Annotated in this window: 17 protein-coding genes; 9 read left to right on the top strand and 8 right to left on the bottom strand. The window is 37.3% G+C overall.

Annotated elements, in window-relative coordinates; all coding sequences use genetic code 11:
* Positions 1 to 89 precede the first annotated feature (89 nt).
* Positions 90 to 1529: a carotenoid oxygenase family protein gene (locus tag H6F47_RS10075; protein ID WP_190648996.1), complete on the bottom strand. Its 1440-nt coding sequence runs from the start codon at positions 1527 to 1529 to the stop codon at positions 90 to 92.
* A 431-nt stretch (positions 1530 to 1960) separates the two neighbouring features.
* Between H6F47_RS10075 and H6F47_RS10070 the strand changes: the two genes are divergently transcribed.
* A complete protein-coding gene (locus H6F47_RS10070; protein WP_190648993.1) occupies positions 1961 to 3301 on the top strand; it encodes an alkaline phosphatase in 1341 nt (446 codons plus the stop codon).
* A 425-nt stretch (positions 3302 to 3726) separates the two neighbouring features.
* On the opposite strand, the gene H6F47_RS10065 is transcribed toward H6F47_RS10070, so the two are convergent.
* Positions 3727 to 3969, bottom strand: coding sequence for a hypothetical protein (locus tag H6F47_RS10065; protein ID WP_190648990.1), 243 nt, complete (start codon positions 3967 to 3969; stop codon positions 3727 to 3729).
* A gap of 843 nt (positions 3970 to 4812) precedes the next feature.
* On the opposite strand from H6F47_RS10065, the gene H6F47_RS10060 reads away from it, so the two are divergent.
* The 4 genes from H6F47_RS10060 to H6F47_RS10045 all read left to right on the top strand — a co-directional run bounded on the left by H6F47_RS10060 (position 4813) and on the right by H6F47_RS10045 (position 6930).
* Positions 4813 to 5412, top strand: a complete 600-nt coding sequence (locus H6F47_RS10060) for a radical SAM protein (RefSeq protein ID WP_190648987.1) — start codon at positions 4813 to 4815, stop codon at positions 5410 to 5412.
* Between the two features lie 183 nt (positions 5413 to 5595).
* On the top strand, positions 5596 to 6225 hold the full coding sequence (locus H6F47_RS10055; protein ID WP_137666103.1) for a 4Fe-4S single cluster domain-containing protein: 630 nt from the start codon (positions 5596 to 5598) through the stop codon (positions 6223 to 6225).
* A gap of 259 nt (positions 6226 to 6484) precedes the next feature.
* Entirely contained in the window at positions 6485 to 6757 is a 273-nt protein-coding gene (locus tag H6F47_RS10050; RefSeq protein WP_190648984.1) for a hypothetical protein, read from the top strand.
* Positions 6715 to 6930 carry a Txe/YoeB family addiction module toxin gene (locus H6F47_RS10045; protein ID WP_190649028.1) on the top strand — a complete coding sequence of 72 codons (216 nt, stop codon included), beginning with the start codon at positions 6715 to 6717 and terminating at the stop codon, positions 6928 to 6930. Before H6F47_RS10050 ends, H6F47_RS10045 begins: the two co-directional genes overlap by 43 nt.
* A gap of 26 nt (positions 6931 to 6956) precedes the next feature.
* Here the strand turns inward: H6F47_RS10045 and H6F47_RS10040 are convergent, their stop codons facing one another.
* From H6F47_RS10040 to H6F47_RS10030, 3 genes are all read right to left on the bottom strand, one after another.
* Positions 6957 to 8213, bottom strand: a complete 1257-nt coding sequence (locus H6F47_RS10040; protein WP_190346745.1) for a dihydroorotase — start codon at positions 8211 to 8213, stop codon at positions 6957 to 6959.
* Between the two features lie 108 nt (positions 8214 to 8321).
* Positions 8322 to 9665 carry a histidine phosphatase family protein gene (locus H6F47_RS10035; protein WP_190346744.1) on the bottom strand — a complete coding sequence of 448 codons (1344 nt, stop codon included), beginning with the start codon at positions 9663 to 9665 and terminating at the stop codon, positions 8322 to 8324.
* Positions 9666 to 9794: 129 nt separating this feature from the next.
* Positions 9795 to 10133, bottom strand: a complete 339-nt coding sequence (locus H6F47_RS10030; RefSeq protein ID WP_187040129.1) for a hypothetical protein — start codon at positions 10131 to 10133, stop codon at positions 9795 to 9797.
* A 226-nt stretch (positions 10134 to 10359) separates the two neighbouring features.
* Here H6F47_RS10030 and H6F47_RS10025 point away from each other — a divergent pair, with 226 nt between their 5' ends.
* Both H6F47_RS10025 and H6F47_RS10020 read left to right on the top strand, forming a co-directional pair.
* Positions 10360 to 11097, top strand: coding sequence for a Uma2 family endonuclease (locus H6F47_RS10025; RefSeq protein WP_190648981.1), 738 nt, complete (start codon positions 10360 to 10362; stop codon positions 11095 to 11097).
* 40 nt (positions 11098 to 11137) lie between these two features.
* On the top strand, positions 11138 to 12148 hold the full coding sequence (locus tag H6F47_RS10020; protein WP_190648979.1) for an Rpn family recombination-promoting nuclease/putative transposase: 1011 nt from the start codon (positions 11138 to 11140) through the stop codon (positions 12146 to 12148).
* Positions 12149 to 12279: 131 nt separating this feature from the next.
* On the opposite strand, the gene H6F47_RS10015 is transcribed toward H6F47_RS10020, so the two are convergent.
* Complete coding sequence (locus tag H6F47_RS10015; RefSeq protein WP_096571815.1) at positions 12280 to 13500, bottom strand: DUF790 family protein; 1221 nt, start codon at positions 13498 to 13500, stop codon at positions 12280 to 12282.
* A complete protein-coding gene (locus tag H6F47_RS10010) occupies positions 13430 to 15046 on the bottom strand; it encodes a DEAD/DEAH box helicase family protein (protein ID WP_190648977.1) in 1617 nt (538 codons plus the stop codon). Before H6F47_RS10010 ends, H6F47_RS10015 begins: the two co-directional genes overlap by 71 nt.
* A 304-nt stretch (positions 15047 to 15350) precedes the next feature.
* Between H6F47_RS10010 and H6F47_RS10005 the strand changes: the two genes are divergently transcribed.
* Complete coding sequence (locus H6F47_RS10005) at positions 15351 to 15620, top strand: adenylate/guanylate cyclase domain-containing protein (protein ID WP_347239078.1); 270 nt, start codon at positions 15351 to 15353, stop codon at positions 15618 to 15620.
* Between the two features lie 319 nt (positions 15621 to 15939).
* The gene (locus H6F47_RS10000; RefSeq protein ID WP_347239077.1) at positions 15940 to 18591 is read left to right on the top strand and encodes a PAS domain S-box protein; all 2652 of its coding nucleotides are present in this window, start codon (positions 15940 to 15942) and stop codon (positions 18589 to 18591) included.
* A 501-nt stretch (positions 18592 to 19092) separates the two neighbouring features.
* Here H6F47_RS10000 and H6F47_RS09995 read toward each other — a convergent pair.
* Positions 19093 to 19263, bottom strand: coding sequence for a hypothetical protein (locus H6F47_RS09995; RefSeq protein ID WP_190648971.1), 171 nt, complete (start codon positions 19261 to 19263; stop codon positions 19093 to 19095).
* Positions 19264 to 19381: the final 118 nt, after the last annotated feature.

Below are 19381 nucleotides of genomic sequence, written 5' to 3'. Positions count from 1 at the left end.
AATTTTCAGGAGTTCAAGGAGGCAGGAGGCAGAGGGCAGGAGGCAGAAGGCAGGAGGTAAATATTTCTTCCCCAGTCACCAGTCACCAGTCACCAGTCACCAGGTTTCCAAGTACCGTGGAAACTATGGGGGATAACGCTGGGTAAACCAAGTTGACAAACAGGTTCTTCATTGAGGCGATCGCCATCAAATATCCAAACTTCGCTACTATCACTATTACCATCATAAACCACTGTCAACACCCAACTTTGCTGAGAGTTTTGAGTATCTTCAATATAAAGAGGTTCAGAGGGATAAAAATTTTCACCTAAGTTTGCTTCTGTTAAATTTCCATTTTCATGATCAAAACGAGCAATACTATTTAATATCTCACCTTCTGTATCTGTTCCTTCCCGAAAAATAGACATATAGCTATAACGAGAGAAATTACCGACATTTTTAACTGGAACATTAGGAAATTCACAAGTTCTATTTAATAAAGTTGCAATTTCTTGTACTTTGCCAGTTTGCGGATTTAGTTTTACCCGTGTCAAGGAAGTTTTAGCAAAGGTGTGAGTTTCTCCTGTCGCTACTTCTCGCAAATATTCGTTAGTTTGAAAATCATCATATTTAGCAAAATCAACAATTACAGTACCACTATCATCAACATATCCATTACTAAAATGCCACTGAAACCAAGGTTCTGTTTCTCCCCGACTGACTAAAGATAAATTTTCTCTATCAATAACTATAATCTGATTTCCCTTTTCTGGTTGCCACGTTAAAGAATCACTGTAGCTACTCACCCCAAATAAAACAGGCCAAATATTTAACCGTACCGCCGGAGCAAAAAATATTAAATATTGTCCTGCTAAAACAAAATCATGGATGATCGGAAAACCTGCTAACGTAAACTTTGCTTGTTGAATAATTCTACCAGTAAAATCACTTTTATAAATATGCAATATGGCATTAAGTCCAGGAGTCATGCCAAAATTAAATATTTCTCCCGTTTGATAGTCAACTTTAGGATGAGCAGAATAAGGTTGTCCTTTAGTTAAACCACCTAAATTATTTAAACCTTTGGTTTCTAAAGTTTCTAAATCTAAAGCATAGGGGTTATCACCTTCCCAAAGTGCTAAAAGTTGCTCCGGTAATGCCAAAACCGAAGTATTTGCAGCGTTTTTCACTGGTTTTTGCCATTGATTCCAAATCGGACCAGGTGCAGTCATGCCATAATTACCATATAGGTATTTACCCGCAGTGGTTTCTTCTTGATAACCAGCAGTCTGCACATAGCGATAAATTCCCGTAGCACCTGCATCGGTAAAATAAACTGCTAAAATAGCCCCATCTCCATCAAACCAATGTCCTACGGATACACCCCCCCGTTGTAATCTTGCTGCACCATTGCGGTAAAGTGTACCACGCAACCCTTCAGGAATTTTACCCGCAATTATTGGTAATTGAGTGGGGGGAAATTCTTTTGCAGGTTGGGATATGGCTTTTGCCCAGGTTTTTTTACTTGACTTTTTTTCAATTGTCTGCATACTAATTTTACTGTATAGGTTTTTGTTTGTCCGCTGATAAACCTTTAATTTGCATAACCAGGGCGGGCAGGATGCCCACCCCACAAGAGTTTTAATTTTAGATAGTATGCAAGTTAAATGTCCAACAGCTTAATTACCATTTCTTAACAATTACCGATTAAAGTATGTATTGTCAAAAGACCTGTACGGGCTAAGTAGGGGCGAAGCATTCGGAAAATAGCCTGGTCAGAAAATTGATAATTTGTTGCCCGAATGCTTCGCCCTTAAAGGAAAATAGCCTGGTCAGAAAATTGATAATTTGTTGCCCGAATGCTTCGCCCTTAAAGGAAAATAGCCTGGTCAGAAAATTGATAATTGGTTGCCCGAATGCTTCGCCCTTAAGATTTTTGACTTCTTACGTTTGATTGTACCTATAGTTTAAATGTAAAGCAATGTTACGACGATTGAATCAAAAAGTTATTGGTTTCTTACTTTTGGCTGTGATATCTGTCCTCAGTTATACACCACATATCTTAGCCAATAATACCTCTAGCCAAGGTAATGTAATCTTTATCCATCCAGATGGTACGAGTGCAGCGCACTGGGGCGCAACTAGAATACTCTACACTGGACCAGATGGCAGATTAAATTGGGATCAAATGTCAAATTTGGCTGTTTACCTGGGACACATGAAAAATCAATTATCTGGAACTTCCAATGGTGGGGCGGTAACTCATGCTACTGGGGTAAAGGTAAATGCTGACTCTTTTGGGTTGGATGAAAACGGTAAACCAGTGGTGGCGCTTTCTGGAAAACCACAAACAATTATGGAAGAAGCCATAAAAGCGGGCAAAGGAACGGCTATTATTAATTCTGGGATGATTCATGAACCGGGAACAGGTGCATTTTTAGCAAAATCTTCCAGTCGTCGCAATTTTGCAGATATTACTAAACAAATAGTAGAATCTGGTGCAGATGTAATTTTAGGTGGTGGGGAAATGTGGTATCTTCCCAAAGGAGTAGCGGGAAGACATTCTACCGCATCCCAAAGTCAAAGAACTGATGGGTTAAATTTAGTAGAAATAGCGAAAAAGAAAGGTTACACCGTTGTTTACACTCGTGATGAATTATTGAAGTTACCAACAAATACTAAAAAGGTGTTGGGAATTTTTGCGGCTGATGATACCTACAATGATGAAACAGAAGAAAACTTGAAACAACGTAATTTACCGTTATATGTTGCTACTGCACCGACGGTAGGGGAACAGTTGGATGTAACGTTAAAGATTTTATCGCAAAAGGGTAAAAATTTCTTGATTGTTTTAGAGGAAGAAGGCAGCGATAATTTCGGTAATTATAATAATGCCATTGGTTGTCTCACTGCCTTAAAACGTGCTGATGATGCTGTTGGTGTGGCAATGAAATTTATTGAGAAAAACCCGAATACTTTATTAGTAACTGCGGCTGATAGTGATGCTGGTGGGTTAGAATTGGTGGGAGCAACAGAAAAAGATTTTCCTTTTAATAAACCATTACCAGAAAAAGGTAAAAATGGCGCACCTTGGGATGGGAAAGAAGGAACAAGTACGTTACCTTTTATTTCTGCACCTGATAAACAGGGTAGACGTTTTCCCTTTGCTATATCATGGTCTGGTTTTGGTGATAATGCTGGAGGAATAATAGCGAAAGCGCATGGTTTTAATGCTGGGCTGTTAAATGGAACGGTGGATAATACAGATATTTATCGGTTGATGTATCGGTCTTTGTTTGGCAAGGAATTAGGGAAAAAGTAAGACCTTTCTCTGACCTCTCCCTCTCTCGTTCCCATACAGAGTATGGGAATGAATTCTTGAGGGCTACTGCCTTCTATTAAATCAGATAAATAAGAGGCAGAGGCTCTATAGTGGCATCCCTAGTCGGAAACTGGAAACGAGATAAATTTATCTCACGCAGATGCGCAGAGTCGCAGAGAGTAAGAGTTTGGAATTCTTGATTTTTCAATTTCATACTTCAATGCAGTAACCTTAAAAAAATTATTTGATTATGACTCAATTACTCGGAGGTAACAACATTCTCCCCTCTATTGCTTCCCAGGTTTCACGGGACACTCGCACCGAGACAATTCTAATGAGCGTAATATATCTGTTGCTGAACCTTCCACAACTAAAACACGGCTCATTGTGCCGCCCTAAGTTGTTAAAGACAGTTTTTTTAATTCTTAAACTGTGTCACCTATAACTTGAGAAATTTGAATTTTACGCTGTTCAATTAACGCATTTCTGTACGCTGTAGATGATGGAAAATCAGCAGGTTTTATATTTAAAGCACTTTGATTATTCCTGAGTTGATTTTCATTACCCAAGGTCATAATTACCCGCATTTTTTCATCACCCCTTGCATTCATTAAAGCTTCTTCTAGCAAAGGGTCAATTTTACTAATTTGGTCTTCTTTAAGGTTCATAATATACTCAAAACGGATGAATGATTTGATTCTAGGGTAGGGGTTTAGCAGTGCTAAACCCCTACAAATCTCGCTTTTCGTAATCTTCTAAAAGTCCATTTCCCAACCGTGTTTAGTATAGTGTAGTTGGTATTTGAACTAAACCTTTACCTTGACGTTCTTTATCTAGTCCTAAATCTTGACAATTAGAAAGCAGCACATCAACTAAATCCAGGTATGTAATTGTTTGATAAGAACAGACAACAGCAGCTTTTTCTTTACAGAAGCTTGAGGGTAATCACTTTTTTATTCGCTCTAATGAAAAGCTTTTACTACAATTAAGAAAATTCTTAACTACAGCTATAATTGCCTTCTTACAATTACCAATTACCCATTACCAATTACCACCCCCAACAGATATGATAAGTATTTCACAAGATATGATATAATTGCATTTGTAAAAATAGTAATTTACTCAGAAAATTACAGTAAATTTTTAGTAAATTTTTAGTAAATTTGGGAGTGATTAAACAATGAACATAGATAACAATACGTTAGATTTGCTCACAGGAGGATTAGCGATCGCTATTCTTTTAGGTGGTATGGTGATGATGTTTACAACTGTATTCACTACCAAAAGATAAGAAAATTTACCTCACAACTTCCTCACAAACTAATGATAAATTCTCAATAAGATTGGTTGAAACAGTCTTTTTGTGAAGCGTAAGTCTTTAGACATCGTTCAATCCTCTTGATTTATCAATAGGTAAAACTTTCGACTTTTGAACGCATGAATTTTGACTTGTAATTTGATTTGTAAACTGTCACCTGCTATATCAAATTAGGCTAAGTTGTGAGGTAGTTATGAGTGAGTCACTATCTGTAGAAAAACCTCACTGTACCGCAGTTTATGGACTGGTAAAATCGTGGAGATTTGGGCGATCGCTTGGTATTGATCCTATAGGGATAATATCTACCTGTTCCTTTAACTGCGTTTATTGTCAGTTAGGGAATATTCAACACCAAACAACTCAGCGACAGATGTTTATACCTACTAGCCAAATTATCTCAGAATTGCAAGCGATCGCACTCCGACAAATACCATTAGATGTAGTAACTTTTAGTGGTAGTGGTGAACCTACTTTAGCATTAAATTTAGCTGAAATTCTCACAGCTACAAAAGAAATCTTTAAAGAACCAGCAGTAGTATTAACTAAAGTATTAACTAATAGCACATTGTTAGGTGATAAATTAGTCCGTCAAGCTTTATCAATAGCGGATATTGTTGCCGTTAAACTGGATGCTGTTTCGTCAAATAAACTACAGCAAATTAATCGTCCTCTAGAGACAATTGATTTACCAAATATTATTGAAGGAATTACACAATTTAGACAAGAATATCAGGGAAGAATGGCAATACAAACGGTGACTGGGGACTGGGGACTGGGGACTGGGGACTGGTGACTGGGGACTGGTGACTGGGGACTGGTGACTGGGGACTGGGGACTGGGTAATCAATTTTATTTTTTCCTATTACCTATTACCTATTACCTATTACCTATTACCTATTACCTATTACCTATTACCTATTACCTATTACCTATTACCTACTTGCTTACAGTTGTATTTTTCACGAGTTAAATAAATATGGCAACAACAAAAACAACAACAGAAATCTTATCAGCACTGAAACAAATTCCCGATGGTTATCTTAACATCATGGGTTATGTTGATAAATCAGAAGTGAATGGTCCTGGTTGTCGCGCTGTGGTTTGGGTGCAAGGTTGTCCGCGTGAGTGTGAAGGTTGTTTTAATCCCGCATCTTGGGAATTTGAAATAAATCAATTAGTTGCGATTGATAAACTAGCTGAAGATATTATTAAAAACCCCCATAATACAGGTGTAACTTTTTCTGGTGGAGAACCATTTTGGCAAGCTTCCGCATTAGCTAGTTTAGCACATAAAGTTAAAGCCGCTGGTTTAAATGTGATGGCTTTTACTGGTTTTACTTTAAAAGAATTACAATCTGAATCTGCACCTCCTGGTTCTCAGGAATTATTAGCAGAATTAGATATTTTAATAGATGGTCCTTTTGTCCAGTCTTTAGCTATTAATTCTCCTTTGTCTCCGGTTTCTTCCAGAAATCAAAAAGTTCATGTTTTTAACCCAGAATTTAAAGATCAAATTAGTTGGGCGAGTGATCAAATAGAAGTTCATATTCTCAAAGATGGCGATCGCATTGTGACCGGTTATCAAGGTTGGTTAGAATTAACCTAATCGTAAGCATTCAGCTATCAGTAATCAGCTATTTTTCAGTCAGAGAGATACTGAGTTAATGAGATCAATTTCCAGCCTATTATTGATGGTTTTCTTCTTTATTGCTGACTGCTGATAGCTGACGGCTGAATGCTTACCGTTTTTAGGACATCTATGAATATAATAATGAAACTCCCACCACCTAATTCATTGCCAAACTGCCTCAAAGCAAGTTACAATAAAATTACTACATCTGACTTTATCAGATTAATTAACCATTATGCTCACTGGAATTAAACAAAAGGCTATTGTTGGTAAAGATGGGAAAATCGAACTATCTAACACAGAATTACCAGCAGGAACAGTAGTAGAAGTTATCATCTTAGTAGAACCACCCATAGAAGAAGATGAAACTACTTATCTTCTCAAGTCAGAAGCTAATAAAAAACATTTGCTTAAAGCTATGGAAAATGTTGAACAAGGAAATTTAATTTATGTTGATTTAGATGAATATGGGGAAAGGAAGATAAAAAAGTTTTTAAGAAAATCCTAGAACTAATTAAAGATATCCAAAGAGAACCATTTTCTGGTATAGGTAAACCAGAACCTCTAAAATATGAATTACAAGGTTATTGGTCACGACGAATTACAGATGAACATAGGTTAGTTTACAAAGTTGAAGAAGATGTATTGATTATTCTGTCCTGTAAATATCATTATGACTGATGAAAACTAATAACTGATAAATGAAATTAACACCAAGTTTGTACAACCCGACCTTTAATTTCTTTGCCAAACCAAGGTGTATTATCAGCAAGTGAACAAAGATTTTGTCTATTTACTGTCCAGATTTTTTCAGGATCAAATAATGTCAATTCTGCTTTTTCACCGGGTTTAATCGCTTTCATTTCTTGTTGTAAACAAGCTGCGGCTTTATTACTCAAAACTCGCCATAATTCTACAGCTGTAAATTCCCCAGTTTCTACCAGATTTTGCCACAATAATGGTAATGCTAATTCTAAACCAATTGCCCCCGCTGGGGACTCTGCAAAAGCTTGTACTTTCTCTTCATAGGTGAACGCTGCATGATCAATAGCGATCGCATCTATTACACCTCCACGCACACCAGCACGCAAAGCTTTAACATCAGTAGCATTACCTAAAGGTGGTTCTAAATGCAAGCTAGTATGATAACTCTTAATATCTGCGGTGTTCAATAACAGGTGCATCCAAGTGGTACTAGCTGTCACTGGTAAACCCTGAAATTTTGCAGTAGCAATTAATTCCACACTCCGGGAAGTAGAAACCCGCATAATATGTACAGGTGTCCTAATTTCCGCGACTAATTCCAATAAAGCAGCGATCGCACTTGTTTCCGCACTAGGAGGAACAGGGGGTAAACCGATACGCAACGCCTCCGCACCTTCTCGGATTGTACCATTTAAAGACAAAGAGCGATCGCAGGGAGAAAACGCCACAACTTTACCAAAAGGTTGCAGATATTCTAAAACCCGTCTGACTATACCCAAATTTTCCCAAGGTTTCCCATCCGTAAAACCCACAACCCCAGTAGTAACTAAATCCGCAAACTCAGTTAACTGTTTACCAGCTAAATCTAAAGTCATTCCCCCCCAAACCTGAAGATGGGGTGAACCTTTCTCTACTCTTTTTTGCTGTAACTGTGCCACTAAAGCGGGATTATCAATAGCTGGATTTGTGTCTGGTAATACTGTTACCCTCGTAAAACCACCAGCAGATGCAGCTTGCAACAAAGAAACCAAAGTTTCTCTTTCTTCAAACCCTGGTTCGCTGGAATGACTATATAAATCAACTAAACCAGTACCTACAACTAAACCCCGACAATCTTTAATAACAGTATCGGCGCTAATATCGGAAATTTGGGGAGCGATCGCTTTAATTTGACCCTCAGCAATTAATACATCGGCTATTTGGTCAGTTTCCGAAACCGGATCAATTACCCTTACTTGTTGTAGAAGTTCATTTATCATGTCTGTTTTAATACTTAAAATATCTGTTCTAATTGGTAGTTGGTGATTAGGGAAGAATATAATGTGGGGTGGGCATCTTGCCCGCCCCAGATATGCTAATCAGCGCAATTATAATGCTCCTGCGGCTGTCTTATCTAACACACCACCACTTAAATGACCAGTAATATTCATCGCTTGCAACACGGGTAAACCACCAGCACCATTAGGGTAATCAATGACACTCACAGCCCCATTACCTTGACGGAAATTCCAGAAATTTTCCAGTGATAATCCTAGAATATGACAAAGCAAAGTTTTATTAGTCGCATCGTGGGCAACCACTAAGCCCGTTTGTAACTGATTTTTCTCAGCAGTTGCTAATATTGACTGCCAAGCGGCTACACTGCGTTCATGTACCTGTTGTAAATTTTCCCCTTCTGGCATTTGCACCTCAGCCGGAACAGTGCGCCACCTTTCCAACTCTCCGGGAAATTCCTGTTCTATTTCTGATTCAAATTTACCTTCCCAGGTTCCGTGACTAATTTCTCTTAAACCGTCCAATAACTGCAAATTAATCTGAGAATGGTGTTTAAGAATAATTTCTGCGGTTTCTTTGGGACGTGCCATAGTGCTACTAAAAGCAAAATCAAATGTCACATCTTTGAGAAACTCCCCAGCTTTTCCCGCTTGGCTTCTGCCATTATCATTCAAAGGTACATCAATTTGCCCTTGAAACTTACCTTGACGATTCCATTCGGTTTCGCCGTGACGTACTAATAATAACCTAAATCCTTGATGATTGGGGCGTAAACTCGGTAAAGTATCTCCCAGGTGTTGCGTTTGATTCATTGATTCTAACTGCACAGGTTCACCCAAACCACCAGCAAAATTTAACACACTAATGTTACAGTTAGACTGTTGTAGTCCATGATAACCACTAGGAGGAATACCCAAAGCCGTACTAATTAAAGCTCGGTTAATACCATTATGTCCAACTATAAGAATAGTTTCCCCTTGATGACGGGGTAAAATTTCTTGCCAAAACTGCTGTGCTTGTGCGTATAAAGCTAAAACTGGAAAATGTTCTCTTGTCCCATCTGCATCATTAATCATCATCCGCAATTCATGGGGACGTTTTTTCCATATACTATAATCATCAGGGAATTTCTCTTTGACATCAATAGATAACATTCCCGCCCATAAGGGTAAGTCTACTTCTACTAAATTTTCGGAAACTTGTATTTCCCCAAACTTTTCCACTAACTCACTGCAAATAATTTCTGCTGTTGTTTTAGCGCGGTTCAGGGGACTGGTGTAAATAGCCTTAAATGCTATATTACTCAGAGCTTTACCCGTTTTCCTAGCATCGTCTTGACCTTTTTCCGTTAAAGTTGACGCATCAGTACGTCCTTGGATACGTCTTTCAATGTTATATGTACTTTGACCATGACGCACAATGATGACACGAGTCATTAAAAAAACCTCTTCTCTCCAAAGTATTAATTTTACTGCAAAATGTTGCCAAATTATCTTTTGGGAGTCAGAAATTAGGTGACAGGTGACAGGTGACAGTTTTTACCCATTACCCATTACCAATTATTCCTATTGGTTATCACTTAAATCTAACTGTAGTTGCAGACCATCATTTTCATTCAAATTTTGATTTGCTGGTTGCAGAAAAATAAGAGTAGCAGGAATTGTGATTGATTCACTCAAGGGCAATTCTTCAGAAGTATTATTTTCCGTACCTTGATTATTTTGTTGATTAAAAAATCTGCTAAAATCATTTTCTGCACGACGATCATTAACATCAACTAAAGAATCACTTTTTAAAGTAAAATTTCCTTGATTAACTTGCTCAGTTGATTGTGCATAAACGGCACTATTCACACCAAAAACAGCCGCTACAATTGTTAAAATGACAGAAATTTTAGTTTTCATGATTTTGAGTTTTTTCATAAAAATATTCTAACTGGGGATAATTATAAATCATGCCCCAGATAGATTTGTAATGCTAATTACATATAATTTAAAATTAAGGAAAATTTTATATTTTGGACATTGAATTAATTATTCATCTTTATCTGTGTTTATCTGCATTCAATGATTCTTGATGTATTATATATGTTATATTGTAAAAAAGAAACATTGATTGGTTTGAGAAGATATGTTATTAAAATATGATACTCGGCAATGTTTACCCTCTGCTGAAGACTTACCAGATTCAGACGATACACCAGTGGATAACGAATTACAAGACTTAATACCAGGGTTACTAAAAACCATACTCGCCTTAATTTGGTCAGAAAGAATGGATTGGTTTTTTGGCGTAGATATGGGAATATATTATGATCCAGATAAACCAGCAATAGTACCAGATGGATTTCTGAGTATTGGTGTACCGAGAATTATTGACTCAGATTTACGTTTATCCTATGTGTTATGGGAAGAACAAAAACTACCAATCATGGTGTTAGAAGTAGTATCTCAAACTAGAAGGGGAGAATATACCCAAAAGAAACAAGAATATGCAGAATTAGGAATTTTATATTATGTGATTTATAACCCATTAAGAAAAAGGAAACAAAAGTTAGAGGTTTATAAATTAGAAAATGGCAAATATCAATTATTGCCAGGTGAAGCAGTATGGTTATCAGAATTGAATTTAGGAATAGGTAGAGAAGAAGGAAAATATCAAGGAATTACCAGAGAATGGTTATATTGGTATGATGAACAACGAAAGAGATATTTAACAGCAGAAGAACTACTGCAACAGGAAAGGGAACGGGCAGAATTTGAAAGACAAAGGGCTGAATTTGAAAGGAAAAAAGCTGAATCTGAAAGATTGCGATCGCAACGTTTAGAAGAAATATTACGTTCTCATGGTATAGATCCTAATATTTAGTAAATACTTAGTAAGTAATAGATTTTTCCCAGGTGCTTGAATGAATGAAACTACCGCTAATTATGACGAAACATGGAAAGAAGCAATATCAGAATACTTTGAATCTTTTGTATCTTTCTTTTACCCCCATCTTCATCAACAAATTAATTGGCAAAAAACCCCCATTTCCCTCGATAAAGAATTAGAGCAAATTACAGCATCTTCCCAAACAGAAAAACGCTATGCTGATAAATTGTATAAGGTTTGGTTACTAGATAACCAAGAAGTTTGGATTTTGATTCATATTGAGGTACAAAGCCAATATGATAAAGAATTTTCCCAGCGAATGTTTATCTATAACTATCGCGCCTTTGATTTATATCATAAACCCGTCATCAGTTTAGCTATACTAGGAGATGAGAGTAAAACTTGGCGACCCAATTCTTATGAATACGGCATGGGAGAAAGCCAAGTTAAAATGACTTTCAGTAACGTGAAACTCTTAGATTATCAGTGGGAGGAATTAGAAGCTAGTGATAATATTTTTGCTACAGTAGTCATGGCGCATTTAAAAACCAAAGCTACTACTAGCAATTTAACCCAAAGAGAACAATGGAAATGGAATTTAGTCAGAAGTTTGTATGAAAGGGGCTTAACTAAATTTGATATCATTAATTTAGGTAAGTTTCTTGATAAAATGATGACTTTACCAACACAACTAGAACTGGAATTTAAAAATAAACTTAATCAATACGAAAAGGAGCGCAATATGCCTTTTTTAAGCACAATAGAAGAAATGGCACTAGAAAGAGGTCAACAAATTGGTCAACAAATTGGTCAACAAATTGGGCAACAAATTGGTCAGCAAATAGGAGCAAAAGAAACACGCAAACAAGATATTATCAAAATTCTGCAAAATCGTTTTGATATTTTACCAGATGACCTCGTCAAATCTATCAATCAAATTGATGATATGTCTGTATTAGAAACCTTACTTTTACCCAGCATTAGCATCAATTCTTTAGAGGAATTTCAACAGTTAATTAATGAGAATTTGAGCAGTAATAATTAAGAGTCATCAGATCCCCAATTTCCTTTTATTATCCTGTCAATAAATTGTGACTTGAACGCAGAAGTCGGGGATCTGGGTGTTATTACTAATTACCAATTACCAATTACCAATTACCAATTACCCATCACCCATCACCCATCACCCATTACCGCTAAAACTGCTTTGGGTAATAATTTTTCTTTAAACCAAACAATTCTAGCAGGGACATTATCTAATTTTACACCTGCTTTTTCTAAATTCAATCTTTCCGAAATAGCTAATATTAAATTATCACAATTAGCACGGCGTACTTGAGAAAATTTTTTTTGTAAATATTCTGGTCGCCAATAACCGACAATTTCTAATAAAAAAGTTCTACCATCAGGATGTACCAGCCGAAAATCGGGAATCATCACACTTCCAGGAATAGGAATTAAATCAACTTCCCGTTCTAAAATCCAACCACTTTTTAAATTATCCCATTTATCAGCAAAAGATTGTTCTAACATACTATCATAAGGCTTACCTTGAGGATAGTGAGAGACTAAACCACATTCAGAATTGAGTGTAAACCTGCCAGTTTTCCATTCATTAGTATAAAAATCTCGTGTTTGTAAAGTTGCGGATAAACTCCATTTTGTCACATGAAGTAAAGCAGGAATTAATTTAGCGATCGCCAAACCATAACGGGTACTAGGACTAAACAAACTTGTCGGACCATCAATACTAATAGTAAAACCATGATCCGCATCACCTTCAATATAAGCCATTAATTGAAACAACTTCAAATAACGGAACAATAACTTATATTCTCCTGGTACATTGCGATGAGCATTTAACACCAAATGAGTAGCTTTATAAAACACACCTTGTACCTGAGACAAATTATAACGATGTAATAAATCTTCAGGTTTAGGAGCATCAAAAGAGGTTAAAATTTTATTTTCCGATAAATCAGCATAAAGACCTTCATGAACATGAACAGGTAAAACTTCCCGTTGTAATTCCCGACTTAAATCATCAGAAATTTTAGTTAAAATTACCTCTGTATTTTCCCGACTAGAAACAGATTTTGCAGCCAGAGAAAACACCCGTTCTCTTAACATAGCAGGTTCAAGAGGACTAACAACCTCAAAAGTGCAGAAACTACTTTTCAGAATATAAGCCAAACCGCGCTTCATTCGATAATCAGTAGTATCACCTTCAAAATCAGCCAATTGACGTTCAAGAACCCCTTGAGACTTCCTCACAGCATCCTGAAAAAACTGAATTAAATCACTAGCTAAACCCAAATGTTTATCATCAAGTTTCAGTCTCTTCGGGATAATTTCCTCCCCATTTTGACGATGAATCAATAACTCCGTTGTCAACATTTTTCTTATTAAGAGAATAATTAATTTCCAACTGTTCAGCCGCCCGCAAATCCCTTTGATTTTCTCTTTCCTTACCACCCCCATAAACAACCCTTAAATTACCCCTTCTATCCTTCTTCTTATCCTCTTTCTTCTCCTCCTGACTTTGCGTACTTTGCGTACTTTGCGGTTCATTCCCTCTTAAACCTCGTCTTCTAGCCGAAGTACCCTCCTCACTCGTATCCTCCGCCACAACTTCATATAAAATCGCCTGTTTATTTTCCATATTTCCCTTACGTAAAACCCGACCCAAACGCTGGATATATTCCCTTGCAGAACCAGTCCCAGAAAGAATAATTGCTATAGAAGCAGAAGGAACATCAACACCCTCATTTAAAACATGAGAAGCCACCAAAGTATTATAAATACCCTCCTTAAACTTAGTTAAAATTTCATGCCGTTCTTTCACAGGAGTTTGATGAGTAATAGCAGGAACTAACAACTCACCAGAAATACGGTAAACCGTAGCATTATCAGCCGTAAAAATCAACACTCTAGAGGGGTAATGTTCAGCTAATAAATCAGCAAGAATTCTTAACTTCCCATCAGTCCCCAGAGCGATTTCTTTAGCTTGACGATGTGCTAACATTGCTCTGCGTCCATTTTGCGATCGCGCACTCATTTGGACAAAAGTTTGCCAACCTTGCAAACTGCCCAAAGAAATGCGAGATTGCTTTAAAAAATCATTCCGAGTTTGAATTAACTGATTATATCTTTCTCTTTCAAGTTGAGATAATTTGACTTTTATCTGTATAACTTGATGTTCTGCTAAAGCCTTACCTGCCAAATCTTCAGCACGCTGCCGATAAACTTCTCTACCGATGAGAATATTTAAATCAGCGTGTTTGCCATCGGTGCGTTCTGGTGTAGCAGAAAGTCCTAAACGATAAGGTGCGATCGCATATTCCGCAATCACTCGATTAAAATCTGTAGGTAAATGATGACATTCATCAAAAATAATCAGCGCATATTTATTACCCAAACTTTCCGCATGAATAGCCGCACTATCATAAGTTGCCACTAAAATCGGTGTTCTATCCCGTGAACCACCACCCAACAAACCTAACTCCATATCAGGAAAAGCCGCTTTTAGGTGTGCATACCACTGGTGCATTAAATCCAAAGTTGGAACAACAATTAAAGTAGTGCGGGGTGTTGCTTCCATGGCCATTTGTGCCAAATAAGTCTTACCCGCTGCCGTGGGTAGCACCACCACACCCTGTCTACCTGCCAACTTCCAAGCCGCTAAAGCCTCATTTTGGTGGGGATAGGGAGTCATTTCTAAACTAGCGACTAACTCCAAAGGAGAAAATTCCTTAGCCTCATCAATAAAAAAAGTATCTTCTGCTTGCAGAGCTTCGACTAAACAACGGTATCTAATCGCGGGAATGCGGAATTTTTCAATTCTATCATCCCAGGTAGCAAAATCTATCCAAGCTTTGCAGCGTGGAGGAGGATGTAAAATTAACGTACCACGATCAAAAGTTAAAGTGGGGTTGCGACCCATGTTAGGTTTTCTCCCAACTCATTCATCTTTAATTACTCATAACCCAAAAAGTGCATGATTCCCAAAAGAAATTTTGGTATAAACCAACTAGAGGCACTGTTAACTTCCGAAATATCGGACTTGCAAATAGGGTTTGCTGAAAAAGTTATCTGTGAATGACCAGTGACAGGTGACAGGTGCTACGCCACGGTGACAGTTTCAAGAGTTGGATAGGAACAATTTTTTCTTTAAGTAGGGCTTGCTGAATAAATTTAAATTTAATTAAGCATCCTTTATATTTGTATGTAGAAAATAGCATTTATTTATTAACGAAATATTCTGCTTATTTGATGAATTAGCCGAACTGCATGGAGTCAAAAAAATCAAAACTATTGGTGATGCTTACATGACAGTTGCTGGATTACCTAATCATCGCAGTGATCATCCTATGTCCATAGCAAATATGGCTTTAGATATGCAACAAGCTGTAGCTAAGTTTAACGAAGAACAAAATCAATCATTTCGTATCCGTCTAGGAGCAAAATTTAATAACGGGACTTACGCAAAAGGGAACGAAAGTAGGGGTAATTCATGAATTACCCCTACGCAAGAATAAGGTTTTCAGTCACATCTTACGTAAGTCCTAAATCAATAATTTCTGTTGCTATCAGCACCGCTAACAATATAATTTAAATCAGAGAAAGTATACTATACTAGAAAAGGTTTGTTTGCATTGATTTTTACTACTTTAGGTAGATTCCTATTCCAGAAATGTAAGCTTTGTATTGTCCTGTTGCATAATAGGTCTGGAGCTATATTCCTGTTGCTCACAAATTTCATGACTGCAAGTAGCTTGCAGCACCAGAGGAGATGCTAAATTGAAAGGAAAAATTTCTCTTCTATCAAACTATTCTGTGTCCATTTTATGTGTTGGTATCGCCTTGGTATTAACATTCCTGTTAGAGCCATTTTTAGATCGCTCTATCTTTCTGATATTTTTTGCGGCTATAGCAGTGAGTACCTGGTATGGTGGCATTAAGTCTGGGTTATTAGCTACTGTTTTGTCGGCTCTACTTGTTAAATACTTTTTTATCGATCCCCAATTTTCATTTTCTGTTGACAGTCCAGACAGTATCATTAAGTTAGGATTGTTTACGCTGGTGACAATGTTTATCAGTTGGCTAAACTCAGAATTACGTACTTCTAAGCAGAAATTAGAAATAAGTTTTAAACACCTAGCAGCAAGTGAAGCGAGATTTCGCAGGTTAAAAGATGCCAACATCATTGGAGTGATTATAACCGATATGCAAGGCGGTATTTTAGAAGCGAATGATGCCTTTTTAAACATGGTAGGTTATACACGAGAAGAACTACTAGCAGGAAGAATAAACTGCCGAAAAATGACACCTCCAGAATATCTGGAAAAAAGCGATCGCTCAATAGTGGAACTGAGAGACCAAGGAGTTTGTCAACCTTTTGAAAAACAATATATCCGCAAAGATGGTAGTCTGGTTAATGTTTTACTTGGTTTAGCTTTATTAGAAGATAATTCAGATCAAGTAATTGGTTTTGTTGTTGATGTGAGCGAGCGCAAAAAAGCAGAAGATTCCCTGAGAAAACAGGAAGAACAACTGCGCTTGATTACCGATTCTTTACCAGTACAGATTTCCTATGTAGATGCTCAACAGCGTTATCGTTTTAATAATAAAAGATATGAAGAATGGTTTGGTATACCTATTGCTGAAATTTATGGAAAACACATAAAAGAAATCTTAGGAGAGTCAGTTTATAAAAAAATTGTTCCTTATGTAAAAACAGTATTATCTGGAAATCAAGTCACTTATGAAACGAAACTCTTGCATCAAAATGGTACAATTCATGATACCAGCGTTACTTATATTCCCCAATTCAATCAGCAAGGAAAAGTAGAAGGATTTGTTGCCCTCATTAGAGATATTACAGAACAAAAGCAAGCTGAAAATGCTCTCAAACAAAGCGAAGAAAAATTCCGCAAATTAACAGAAAAAGTGCGCGTCATTCCTTGGGAAGCAGATCCTAAAACTGGAAATTTTACATACATTGGTCTGCAAACAGAAGAAATACTCGGTTATTCATTAACTGATTGTTACAGTGATAATTTTTGGGAAGAACATATCCATCCTGAAGACAAAGAGTGGGCAGTTAAGTATTGCCTGATGAGTTCACAAACCGAGGAAAATTACGAATTTGAATATAGAATGTTAGCCGCAGATGGCAGAGTGGTTTGGTTATATGACATTGTGAATGTGGTGCGGAGTAAAGATGGACCAAAACAGATACATGGGTTTATGATTGATATTACAGAACGCAAGCAAGCAGAACAAGAACGAGAACAAATACTAGCGCGAGAAAAAGCAGCAAGAACTGAAGCAGAAGCAGCTAACCGCATCAAAGATGAATTTTTAGCCACACTATCCCACGAACTCCGCACCCCCCTCAATGCCATGTTAGGATGGACACAGTTGCTCAGAAGGCGTAAATTTGATGAAGCTACCACTGCTAGAGCATTGGAAACAATTGATCGCAATAGTCGGTCTTTATCTCAGTTAATTGAAGATGTATTAGATGTTTCTCGGATTATTCGTGGTAAACTGCGTTTAAATATGTCCTCAGTGGAAATCGTACCAGTAATAGAAGCAGCAATAGACACAGTGCGTCCTGCTGCGGATGCTAAACATATTTGCATTGAGTCGGAATTTGATCCAGCAGTGGGAGTAGTGATAGGTGATGCTAACCGCTTGCAACAAATAGTTTGGAATTTGCTTTCCAATGCTGTAAAATTTACACCCAAGGGGGGAAAAGTGGAGGTAAAAATACAGCGCATTAAGTCCCGTGTGCAGATTCAAGTCAGTGATAATGGTGCGGGAATTGCTACCGAATTTCTACCTCATGTATTTGAGCGTTTTTGTCAAGCTGATAGTTCAACTACGCGATCGCATGGTGGATTAGGATTAGGATTAGCTATAGTCCGGCATTTAGTAGAACTGCACGGAGGTAAAGTTTTCGCTACCAGTCCAGGACTAGAACAAGGTGCAACTTTCATTGTCAATTTACCAATGAAAGCCGTGATTAATGAAGATGATACACCCAAATCACAACCATTTCTCACAAATAGCGAATCTGTGAATTACCAATTATCAATCTTGGAAAATGTGCGAGTTTTGGTAGTGGATGATGAAGCAGATACAAGGAATTTACTAACTACAATTTTAGGACAATATGGCGCTCAAGTGACTGCTGTTGCCTCTACTCAAGAAGCAATGACAGCTTTATCACAATTCCATCCAGATATATTAATTAGTGACATTGGAATGCCAGAAGAAGATGGCTATACATTAATTCGTAAAGTCAGAAGTCTTCCTAGTAATGAAGGAGGGAAAATTCCCGCAGTGGCATTAACAGCTTATGCTAGATCAGAAGACCGGACCCAAGCTTTATTAGCAGGTTTTCAATTACATATTCCTAAACCAGTGAATCCTGGAGAATTAGCAGCGGTGGTTGCTAATTTAGCGGGAAGAACAGGATAATTGATAATTGGTAATTGATAATTGATAATGGGTAATTGGTTAAGTAGGTAGGCGTTGAAATTTATCGTTGTGGCAAGGCAGGAGGCAGAAGGCAGAAGGCAGGAGGGATGAGGTTTTTAGGCATTTTACATTTTGTTACATAACTTGTTTTTTTCATGCCGACTTACTTACAATATCTTTACCATTTGGTAGGACAATTAGCTGGTTTTTTCTAGAGCGTCGATTCAGTAATACTAAGTAATTTGATTTTACCTTGTAGGGGCGAAGCATTCGGGTGATAACCTATTGCTGAAACCAGTTCATATTCTGTCCGAATGCTATACGCCCTTACGATTAATGAATCGGTGTTCTAGTATGAGTTTTCTTTTTACCTGAGTAATACTTTTTTGTGTCTCATGCTCCTCCATCACTAACAATTAATACTTTAGTTTGGTCTACTAAAATCAGCTTCACTCACCCAATTTATACAATAAAAATCGGGGATTCTAGGGATTACGTTTTTCAACCCCTTAAAACTTCAAAGGCGATCGCCATTGCTGCCAGTTTTGTTGTATCAATACCACGAACATTATCTGGGAGTTCGGTTATTGCCCTGTAAGCACTTGTACTGAGCGAAGCCGAAGTGATGTTACGAGTACCTGCATCTAAATCATTGAGTAAACTATCTGTCACCTCTAACAGATCATCATTAGACCTGTCCGAAAATTAAAAAGGCAGTCTGTGTATGGCTTTGAGGATGTTCTCATTTCAGCCAGACTTGACGTAATCATCAGGGCTAGAGATAGTTACT

This window comes from Sphaerospermopsis sp. FACHB-1094 (assembly GCF_014696195.1).
Lineage (GTDB): Bacteria > Cyanobacteriota > Cyanobacteriia > Cyanobacteriales > Nostocaceae > Sphaerospermopsis > Sphaerospermopsis kisseleviana.
The sequence above is the reverse complement of the archived record's forward strand: the minus strand, read 5'-3'. Positions and strand labels throughout refer to the sequence as shown.